Origin of the sequence: Holdemanella hominis (genome assembly GCF_014306155.1) — a bacterium.
In the GTDB taxonomy this organism is placed as follows: Bacteria; Bacillota_I; Bacilli_A; order Erysipelotrichales; family Erysipelotrichaceae; genus Holdemanella; species Holdemanella hominis.
Window position 1 is genome coordinate 18113 of record NZ_JACRWH010000024.1, and the last position, 9982, is coordinate 28094.

The 9982-nt window shown below is 34.8% G+C and carries 13 protein-coding genes; 9 read left to right on the forward strand and 4 right to left on the reverse strand.

Annotated elements, in window-relative coordinates; translation table 11 throughout:
• Positions 1-29: 29 nt before the first annotated feature.
• From H8911_RS06825 to H8911_RS06835, 3 genes are read left to right on the forward strand one after another with little or no spacing between them, the layout of a single operon-like run.
• Positions 30-905 carry a YitT family protein gene (locus H8911_RS06825; protein WP_255466309.1) on the forward strand — a complete coding sequence of 292 codons (876 nt, stop codon included), beginning with the start codon at positions 30-32 and terminating at the stop codon, positions 903-905.
• A complete protein-coding gene (locus tag H8911_RS06830) occupies positions 902-1711 on the forward strand; it encodes a Cof-type HAD-IIB family hydrolase (RefSeq protein WP_117924150.1) in 810 nt (269 codons plus the stop codon). Before H8911_RS06825 ends, H8911_RS06830 begins: the two co-directional genes overlap by 4 nt.
• Positions 1705-2928, forward strand: coding sequence for a BaiN/RdsA family NAD(P)/FAD-dependent oxidoreductase (locus H8911_RS06835; protein ID WP_186999115.1), 1224 nt, complete (start codon positions 1705-1707; stop codon positions 2926-2928). The genes H8911_RS06830 and H8911_RS06835 overlap by 7 nt, the downstream gene beginning before the upstream one ends.
• On the opposite strand, the gene msrA is transcribed toward H8911_RS06835, so the two are convergent.
• Together msrA and H8911_RS06845 are read right to left on the reverse strand one after the other, a co-directional pair.
• On the reverse strand, positions 2925-3419 hold the full coding sequence (gene msrA / locus H8911_RS06840) for a peptide-methionine (S)-S-oxide reductase MsrA (protein WP_186999116.1): 495 nt from the start codon (positions 3417-3419) through the stop codon (positions 2925-2927). The two genes, H8911_RS06835 and msrA, sit on opposite strands and share 4 nt — an antisense overlap.
• A complete protein-coding gene (locus H8911_RS06845; protein WP_117924156.1) occupies positions 3416-4168 on the reverse strand; it encodes a hypothetical protein in 753 nt (250 codons plus the stop codon). Before H8911_RS06845 ends, msrA begins: the two co-directional genes overlap by 4 nt.
• Before the next feature lie 88 nt (positions 4169-4256).
• On the opposite strand from H8911_RS06845, the gene H8911_RS06850 reads away from it, so the two are divergent.
• From H8911_RS06850 to H8911_RS06875, 6 genes are read left to right on the forward strand one after another with little or no spacing between them, the layout of a single operon-like run.
• Positions 4257-5342 carry a helix-turn-helix domain-containing protein gene (locus tag H8911_RS06850; protein WP_186999117.1) on the forward strand — a complete coding sequence of 362 codons (1086 nt, stop codon included), beginning with the start codon at positions 4257-4259 and terminating at the stop codon, positions 5340-5342.
• The gene (gene pgsA / locus H8911_RS06855) at positions 5302-5889 is read left to right on the forward strand and encodes a CDP-diacylglycerol--glycerol-3-phosphate 3-phosphatidyltransferase (RefSeq protein WP_439649311.1); all 588 of its coding nucleotides are present in this window, start codon (positions 5302-5304) and stop codon (positions 5887-5889) included. The genes H8911_RS06850 and pgsA overlap by 41 nt, the downstream gene beginning before the upstream one ends.
• A complete protein-coding gene (locus tag H8911_RS06860) occupies positions 5889-6383 on the forward strand; it encodes a CinA family protein (RefSeq protein ID WP_117924160.1) in 495 nt (164 codons plus the stop codon). Before pgsA ends, H8911_RS06860 begins: the two co-directional genes overlap by 1 nt.
• Positions 6365-7381, forward strand: coding sequence for a recombinase RecA (gene recA / locus H8911_RS06865; RefSeq protein ID WP_117924162.1), 1017 nt, complete (start codon positions 6365-6367; stop codon positions 7379-7381). Before H8911_RS06860 ends, recA begins: the two co-directional genes overlap by 19 nt.
• A 40-nt stretch (positions 7382-7421) precedes the next feature.
• Entirely contained in the window at positions 7422-8033 is a 612-nt protein-coding gene (locus H8911_RS06870; RefSeq protein WP_186999118.1) for a cysteine hydrolase family protein, read from the forward strand.
• 10 nt (positions 8034-8043) lie between these two features.
• On the forward strand, positions 8044-9489 hold the full coding sequence (locus tag H8911_RS06875) for a nicotinate phosphoribosyltransferase (RefSeq protein ID WP_186999119.1): 1446 nt from the start codon (positions 8044-8046) through the stop codon (positions 9487-9489).
• A 126-nt stretch (positions 9490-9615) separates the two neighbouring features.
• On the opposite strand, the gene H8911_RS06880 is transcribed toward H8911_RS06875, so the two are convergent.
• Both H8911_RS06880 and H8911_RS06885 read right to left on the reverse strand, forming a co-directional pair.
• Positions 9616-9786, reverse strand: a complete 171-nt coding sequence (locus H8911_RS06880) for a hypothetical protein (protein WP_186999120.1) — start codon at positions 9784-9786, stop codon at positions 9616-9618.
• A gap of 2 nt (positions 9787-9788) precedes the next feature.
• Positions 9789-9982, reverse strand: a 194-nt coding sequence (locus H8911_RS06885) for a transposase (RefSeq protein WP_186999121.1), incomplete at its 5' end; no start/stop codon positions are given.

A 9982-nucleotide genomic window follows, 5' to 3' on the forward strand; every position in this document is an offset into this window, starting at 1 on the left:
AAATATAGATGGTGTTTGGGGAGACTTTTATGAAAAAAACAAATTATGTAAAAGATGTATTGGTTGTTTTATTAGGGAACTTTATGGTAGCAATATCAGTTGCTTTTTTTGTTTTACCAAATAATACATTAACCGGAGGCGTAGCTGGTGTCGCCGTGGCATTAAAACCTTTATTGCCATTTATACCATCCGTATGGCTAATCAACATATTGATGATCGGACTCTATATTGTTGGCGCAATTTTTTTGGGGAAGGCGTTTGCATTGAAATCATTGATTTCAACATTTAGTTATTCATTTTTTGTCTCATTACTAACATATGTGACAACTTTATTTCCCAAAGACACATTTGTCATGCAACCCATGTTGGCAAGTATTTATTGTGGGTTGATTTCGGGAATCGGTTTAGGTTTATGCTTTAGAGTAAACGCAAGTACTGGAGGTATGGATATTCCAGCCTTGTTGATTCATAAGTATACCCATATTTCTTCAGGAAATTCAGTCATGATCATTGATGCTCTGACTGTATTGTTGGGAATGTCTACATATGGTGTAGAACCAGCCTTGATTGGAGTCCTTTCTGTATTTACATCGGGATTTGCGATTGATAAAACAATTTTGATTGGTTCAAGTACGGCAATCAATTGTATGGTTATTTCAGATAAATGGTTTGAAATTAAAAACCATGTATTAAACAATATGGAGCGTGGTGTTACAATTTTAGAAGGTAAGGGTGGATATACAAATGAATCTAAACCAGTATTGATGATTGTAATTTCACAAAAAATTTACAGCAATTTAGAACATGAAATTATGCAGTTAGATCCAAGAGCCTTTATTATTGTGAATAGTGTTCATGAAGTTGATGGCGAAGGATTTACTTATGAATTGGAGGATTTAAAGTGACAACAAAATTAGTGATTTGTGACATTGATGCCACATTAGTCAATGAAAAGAAAGAATTAACACAGAGGACAAAAGAAGCTTTGATCAAGCTTCATGAAAAAGGTGTTTATTTTGGGATTGCCTCAGGACGCCCTGTGGATGAACTAAAACGAAATAAAGTTTATTGGGACTTGCCGTTTGATTTTGATTTTGTGATGGGCATGAATGGTGCAGAATTATGGGATGGCGTACATCAAAAATTCTATAGCTATTTTATGATGAAAAAGGAATGGTTAAAAGAAACCATGGAAATCATGAATGTTGTTGAATGCAATCCAATGATATATTGGGATGGAAAGATTCGTTGTGTTCATATTGATGATTGGATGATTCATTCAGCTTCGACATCTCATAAAGAATTGGAAGTTGTAAAATTAGAAGATTTCTATGCACATGAAAACGCAAAAATCATGTTTCGTATGAAAGAAGAAGATATGCCTAAGGCGGAAGCTTGGGTAAAAGAACATCCAAATCCTTATTATCATGGTTTTAAAACGCAAACAACATTATTGGAATTTTGCGATAAAAGAATCAATAAGGGATATGGTTTACAGAAAATATGCGAATTGAATAATATAAATTTAAAGGATGTCATGGCTTTTGGAGATACATCTAACGATAATGATATGTTAAAAGTAGCAGGATGTGGTGTTTGTATGATCAATGGTACGGATGATACAAAGGCTTGTGCTGATGCCATCACAAAACAGGATAATGAGCATGATGGATTAGCTATCTATTTAGAAGAAAGTGGGATTTTATGTTAAAAGTATGCGTAATTGGTGGAGGACCATCTGGATTGATGGCTGCCTATACCGCAAGCTTAGTCGGTCACCAAGTGGAGTTGTTTGAGAAAAATAAACAATTAGGAAAGAAGTTGCAACTTACAGGACATGGACGTTGTAACGTTACAAACAGTTGTTCAAAGGATGAATTTTTCAAGCATATTGTGCATAATGAAAAATTTCTATATAGTCCTTTCTCACAATTCTCTAATTTGGATATGATTCAATTTTTAAAATCCAATGGTTTACCTACCGTTGAAGAAGATCATGGGCGTATGTTTCCTGGTTCGAATTCAAGTCAGGATGTTGTTTTATTGTTTGTGGAATTATTACGCAAAAATAATGTGATTCTACATATGGATGAAGCATGTACAGATTTAATGGTTGAAGATGATAAAGTTGTTGGAATCAAAACAGATAAAGGTTTGTATTCGTTCGATGTAGTGATTGTTGCGACAGGTGGAAAGTCTTTTGTGTCGACTGGAAGTAGTGGCGATGGATATAAATGGGCTCATACATTAGATATCAAAGTCAGTGATTTATATCCTGGATTGGTTTCTTTACGAACAAAAGAAATCTTTGATTTAGCAGGTCTTTCTTTGCAGAATGTGGGTATTCAAGCAAAGAAAGATAAAAAAGTTTTATATAAACATTTGGGAGACATTTTGTTTACTCATGAAGGTTTTAGCGGACCAGGTATTTTGGCCATGTCAAGCTATGTGATTAATAAAAAACCTGACAAAATCATATTTGATTTAATTCCAGATAAATCAATTGATGAAGTGGATGCATTTTTACTAGAAAGAATGAATCGTTCTTCAAATAAACAATTGAATCACATACTTGAAATGATGATTCCTAAGAGATTGGTACAATATATCATGGATCGTTTAAATGTTGATGATTCTTTAAAAGCCAATGAAACAACGAAAGCACAAAGAAGAAGTATTAGTGAATTATTGAAATGTTTAGATTTTGAAGTGTCTAGTTTTGCCGGATTTGATCAGGCTATGATTACTGTGGGTGGAATCAAGACAAATCAGATTCAGCCTCAGACAATGGAATCTAAGAAAATTAAAGGCTTAAAGTTTGTGGGTGAAGTATTGGATTTGGATGCACAGACAGGAGGATACAATTTACAGATTGCCTGGACAACAGGATATGTTGCGGGATGCACAATAAAAGAAGGGGCTAATTAAAGTCCCTTCTTAAATTTTGATGCAGGAATGTGACAATAGGCACCTGGATTTTTATCCAAGTATTTTTGATGGTATTCTTCTGCGTTAAAAAAGTTTCTTAATGGTTCAACTTCGACCGCTAGTGCTAAATCATATTTCTCTTGAATTTCATTGTATTTCGTTTGGATTGTTTTTAAATCGGTCTCACCCAAATAATAAATGCCTGTACGATAGGAAATGCCAATATCTTCACCTTGTTGATTGACGGATACTGGATTAATAATGTCAAAGTATAAGTCTAAAATCTTAGAAAGTGAAATCACGTTGTCATCATATTGGATTTCTAATGTTTCTGCATGACCTGTAAGTCCTGCATTCACATCTTTATATTTCGGGTTTTCACTATTTCCATTTGCATAGCCAACGGTCGTCTTTAGAATACCATCAAATTGATCGAAATAGTGCTGCACACCCCAAAAGCAGCCTCCAGCTAAATATATTGTTTTTATCATTTTAATTTATAATATTTTCCTTTCGAATCTTTTTTATAGCGCCCAACTTTTTTTGCGTAGTCACTCTCAATCCATTTGGAAAGTTTACACTTCTTTTGTTTGTTCGCTAAGATGGGCATTAAATACTTACTTAAATCATCAATAGATGCATAGCGGGTATTGATTTTTGGATATTTCTTTAATGCTTCTATTACCTCTTCATCGCGTGCTTCATTTGGCTTTGAGGTATTTGTTTGTTTCTTTTGTTTTTGTGTCTGTTTTGGTTGAGACTTAGGCGTTTCTTCCTTTAAAGGCAACAAGAACGGGTCTCTTGTCTGTAAGATTTCAATGTCGATGTCTTTTCCTTGGAACAACAAGGCTTGCTTAATACCTTGAAATCCTTGATCATTTGTGACAAGAAGAATTTTTTTAGGGACTATATTGGCAACAATTTGTCCAAGTAAAGTAGCGCAATAGATGTCCGCAAAATTCTTTTGGCTTTGGTGTGTATTGAAACAATAAGAATTTGGGAAATCCTGGGCAATCGCAAAGATTTGTTGCCAGCACTTTTGCCCTATTTTTTCAAAGTTTCCAAAGAAAAAGAAGACGCTAGGACTTGTGGCTTTTAGTGTGTTTGTGTCAAATTGTTGAACATTTTCACAGTCAATACAATAGAGTGTGTAGTCTTCAAAATTATCGATTTTAATATTTTGTGGAGAGAAACTCATGCATTGAGAAAATGTTCCAATTGAAAAATTAAGTTGTGACATTTCATTCATCCTTTCGTAAATAATTATAGCACATCGTGGTATTCTTGTTTTGAATTTGTTATAATAAACTTCAAAGGGAGGAGTTTTAGTGGCTTATTATCACATCTTAAAAGAACGTCGAACAAATCTAAAACTTTCCATTCAGGATGTTTCAAATCAGACGCGTTTAGCGCCTCAATATATACAAGCAATCGAAGAACACAACCTTGATGTTTTCTCCGATGACCTATCTTTCGTTCGCTATTTTGTGCATGCCTATTCGGATGCGATTGGCGTAAATTGGCAGGCCATTTCAGATGAAGTTGATGTGGATGTCAATGAATTTGCGCATCAAAGAGACATGGCTTTAACTATGGCACAAAGACGTATGGTTGAACAAATGGCGAGTGTTCAAAAGACAAAAAAGACGACTAAGAAAAAGAAAAAAGCATCTTTAGGATGGTTTCAAAAACATGTCAGTAGAACAAGTTCTTCATTGAACGCAAACCAGACGAAGATCATCAAAATGCTTGTCCTGATTGGAATCATTGGATTAGGAGTTTTATCCTTGATCAATGTGGGATTGCGTTCGATTTCAAATCAAAAACTAGCAACGCAGCAAGAGCTTCGTGAAGAGCAATTGTCTAAAAAAGAACAGGAGACAAATAAACTCGCAAATCAGCGTAAAAAAGCTAAAGAGGCTCAGGCTTTAGTTGTTGATAAAATTAGCGATGAAACCAACGCATATCAGCTTTCGAATATTCAATCGGATGTAAAAACATTGGATTTAAGTATTACGTTACCGACAAAGACAAAAATTACTTTGAAAAAGAATGATGAAACAATCAATGACACTTCAAAAGTATATACTGGCACATTCAATCAGAGCTTAGAATTATCCGATGATTGTACTTTTGAAATTAGTATTGAGACATATTCAGATAACAGTATTTCTATTGATGGAAAAGAAATTTCTTTTGATAAAGAGGGTTGGAAGCAGGGGGAGCCTGCCGTTATCACACTACAAATTGGTAAGGGATACCAAAAACCTGTTGAAGAATATGAAACTGAATATGAGGATAGTGACTATGGTTACGATTATGATTATGGTTACACAGATGAAAATCTATATGCACAAGGGGAGGATGTAACTTATGGCCAAGATGAATATACCGAACAGACTAACAATTATTAGAATTTTATTGGTACCTGTTGTTGTGGCTGTATATTTATGTATGGACCCGACTATTGGTGTTATAGATGAAGCAAGTGGTCTTGCACTACGTGATGTGATCGCATTTGTGATTTTTGCGGTTGCGAGTATTACAGATTTCTTTGATGGAATGTTAGCAAGAAAGAACAATTGGATTACTTCTTTTGGAAAATTTGCGGATCCTATCGCAGATAAGATGTTAGTGAACACAGTTTTGATCTTGATGGCTTATTTTCATCAAGCCAATGTGATTGCGGTATTACTTATGATCGCAAGAGACTTGATTGTTGATGGCTTACGAATGAGCGCAGCTAATTCTGGTGAAGTTGTAAGTGCAGGTATTTTTGGAAAACTAAAGACAGTACTACAAATGTTTGCACTTGTATTCTTGTTATTGAAAGATTGGCCGTTTGTCTATATGGGTATTTGTATGGACCAAATATTGCTATGGGCAGCAACAGTGGCTTCTTTATATAGTGGATGGATTTATTTCAACCAATTGAAAAAATATGTTTTGGAGACTATGTAATGACTGAGGCAAAACAACTTGTTTCTTTATGTACAGAAAATCATTTGACTATTTCTAGCTGTGAAAGTCTAACGGCTGGCCTATTTACGAGTACGATTGCTTCAATCCCTGGGGCAAGTTCTATTTTAAAAGGTGGTTTAGTGACTTATTTTACACCAATGAAAAGTGTATTAGCTCATGTGGATGTGAACTTAATTCAAAATTATGGTGTAATTAGTGAAGAGTGCGCCTATGCCATGGCCAAAAACACAAGAGAAATTATGAATGTGGATTATTGTGTGTCTTTTACAGGCAACGCAGGTCCGAGTGCTTGGGAAGAAAAACCAGCAGGAAGAGTCTATTGCGCTATTGCTTCTAAAAAAGCGGTTCGTGTATATGGTTTTCAATGTACAGGTCTATCTAGAAATGATGTAAGAGAACATGTTGTTTGCCAGATGATAGATATATTGATACAAACAATTCAAAAGGAGAATATATGCCAAAAGAAAAAGTAGAAACAAATAAAGATAAACTTTTAAGTGATGTACTAACAGAAATCGAAAGGGAATATGGTAAAGGTTCTGTCATGAAATTAGGTGATAGAGCAGCCGTAGATATTGAACCCATTCCTTCTGGAAGTTTATTATTGGATGATGCTTTAGGTATCGGTGGATATCCAAAGGGAAGAATTATTGAAATCTTTGGTCCAGAATCAAGTGGTAAAACAACACTTGCTTTACATGCCGTTGCAGAAGTTCAAAAAAAGGGTGGTCGTGCAGCCTTTATTGATGCGGAAAACGCAATCGATCCAGTATATGCGAAAAATTTAGGTGTTAACATTGATGAATTAATTTTGTCTCAGCCAGATTCTGGGGAACAAGGTTTAGACATTATGTTGATGCTTGTTGAAAGTGGAGCTGTTGATTTGGTTGTCGTGGATAGTGTTGCAGCTTTAGTTCCACAAGCTGAATTAGATGGTGAAATGGGAGATAATCAAGTTGGATTACAAGCTCGTATGATGTCAAAGGCAATGCGTAAGCTTGCCGGAGCAATGAACCAAAATGATTGTACAGCTATTTTTATCAACCAGCTTCGTGAAAAAGTAGGAGTTATTTATGGAAATCCAGAAACAACTCCGGGTGGTCGTGCATTAAAATTCTACTCTTCTGTTCGTGTGGATATTCGTAAGGCGGATGCCATTAAAAATGGTACAGATATTGTTGGAAACAAAGTAAAAGTTAAAATTGTTAAGAATAAGGTAGCACCTCCATTTAAGTCTGCCGTATTAGAAATTATGTATGGCGAAGGAATTTCTTACATTAGTGAACTATTAGATTTATGTGTTGATGCCAATATTGTAAAAAAAGCAGGGGCATGGTTCAGTTATGAAGGAGAAAAAATTGGTCAGGGTAAAGAGGCTGCCAAAGCTTACATTAAGACAAATCCAGAATTCAAATCAATGCTTGAAGAAAAATTAAAGGAATTTAAAACAAACAAAGAAGTTGAAGAATAAGAGTTCTGCGTAGAACTCTTATTTTCGTTTAGAGGTATATATGGCACGTTTAGAAAAAAATAATTATAAATCCATTAAAAAAAATGAATTAAATGATCCCGTAGTATTTGTGGTGGATATGATCAAAGGCTTTGTGAATATGGGACCTTTACATGATGAAGTCATTGGCAATGTGGAAAAGAATATTGAAAATCTATTAACAAGCTTAGACTGCAACAATGTCTTTGTATGTGATTCTCATCCACCAAAGACGCGTGAATTCAATTCGTTTCCAACGCATTGTGTAATTGGCAGTGAAGAAGCTGAAGTAGTAGATTCTTTAAAGCCATTTGTGAAACACGTAATTAAAAAGAACAGTACGAATACATTTATGGCACCAGAATTTGAAGAGTTTCTAAATTCAGATTTGAAGTATTATCGTGATATAATTGTGACGGGCTGTTGTACAGATCTTTGTGTGCTTCATTTTGTGTTAAGTTTAAATACTTGGTTCAATGAACACAATATGAATGAATATCGTATTGTTGTGGTTGAAAACTGTACAGAAACCTATCATATACCAGAAGTACATGAAGCTACATTCTTTAATGATGTCGCATTCAGAATGATGGAAACGAATGGTATTCAAGTTGTTTCTGAAGTAAGGGAGTAAAGATTATAAAATGAAAGATAAGCGAAATTTAAGTTTAGTCATGGACTTTTATGAACTGACAATGAGTCAATGTTATTTTAATGATAATAAAGACAAAGAAGTCGTATTTGACTTATTCTATCGTAAAAATCCGGATGACGGGGGATATTGTGTATTTGCAGGTTTAGAACAAGTTGTGGATTATGTTTCGAATTTGCATTTTGAAAAAGAAGATATTGATTATTTGCGCTCATTAAACCAATTTAGTGAAGATTTTCTAGAATATCTATCAACGATTCGTTTTACTGGAGATATTTATGCGATTCCAGAAGGAACACCTGTATTTCCTCATGAACCATTGGTTCGTGTAAAAGCACCGATTATTGAAGCTCAACTTGTAGAAACGGCATTACTTTTGGCTATCAATCACCAGACTTTGATTGCGACAAAATCATGTCGTATTGTGCAAGCCAGCGAAGGTAGAGCGGTTATGGAATTTGGTGCACGCCGAGCTCATAACTTTGATGCAGCCATTCTAGGAGCTAGAGCAGCTTATATTGCAGGTTGTGCGGGAAGTGCCACTACGTATTCAGGAAAAGAGTTTGGTGTACCTGTACTTGGTACAATGGCGCACTCATTTATTCAAAGCTTTGATACCGAATATAATGCATTTATGTATTATGCCAAAACATATCCAAACGCATGTACTTTATTGATTGATACATATTCTACTTTAAAATCAGGTATTGTGAATGCCATTAAAGTAGCTAAGGATTATTTAGAACCCAATGGATACCGTTTAAAAGGTGTTCGTATTGATAGTGGAGATATGGCATATCTTTCTAAAAAAGTTCGTAAGATGTTAGATGAAGCAGGAATGAAAGATTGTAAGATTGTTGTATCCAATTCATTAGATGAGTACGTCATTGAATCTTTGATTCATCAACAAGGCGCTAAAATTGATTCGTTTGGGGTTGGTGAAAACTTGATTTGTTCAAAAAATTCGCCAGTATTTGGTGGTGTTTATAAAATGGTGGCACTTGAAAAAGATGGTCATATGATTCCAAAAATCAAAATTAGTGACAATGTTGAAAAAGTGACAAATCCAGGTATGAAGAATTTAAATCGTATCATGGACAAAGAAACAGGTATGGCTATTGCCGATTTATTGACATTAGAAGATGAAGTGATCGATACAACGCAAGATCTAACAATCTATCATCCAATGTCACGTTGGAAATACAAAGTGATTCCTGCCAATACATATACAGTACGCGATATGTTAGTGCCAATTTTTAAAGATGGTAAGCTAGTATATGATCTTCCAAGCCTAGAAGAAATTCGTGCATATAGTGAAAAAGAACTAGCTACAATTTGGGATGAAATCAAACGTTTTGTATATCCACAAGAATATTATGTAGACTTAAGTGAAAAGTTATTGAATCTTAAGTTAGAAATGTTGAAAAAGTATAAATAAGAAAAGGTAATCCGCAATTAGATAGGGTCGACTAAAAGTTGGCTTCAAAAATTGTAGGGCCGAAAACCCTATGTGTGTTTAAAGGATTATTAACTAGGGAGCAGAGATTTCAATATCTCTGCTCTTTTATAATGGGTGATTTGAATGATTGAAATCAATGTATCCAGTTAACTTGTCATATAATTCTTCGAATCTTATGTCAATGTATCCTCGTAGTTCTTCAATTTCAAATTTCATTTCATTGTCTTGAAGATTTCTGAAGTATTCAATCAATTCAATAATGTCTTGTGCATCCATGATCATTTCTCCCTTGGTTCCAGGCTGAATGTAGCGTTTGGGTCGAGTACATACATTACGCGATTGCGGAAGCGAGACCAGTTGGTGTAGCCATTGGCGTTGTTCTTGATACACTTGATAATCTTGTTTCGATTCTCAATGATCGCATTATTCACTTTTTTATTGCAGACCACCACCTGGCCTTTGTCTGCTTCAA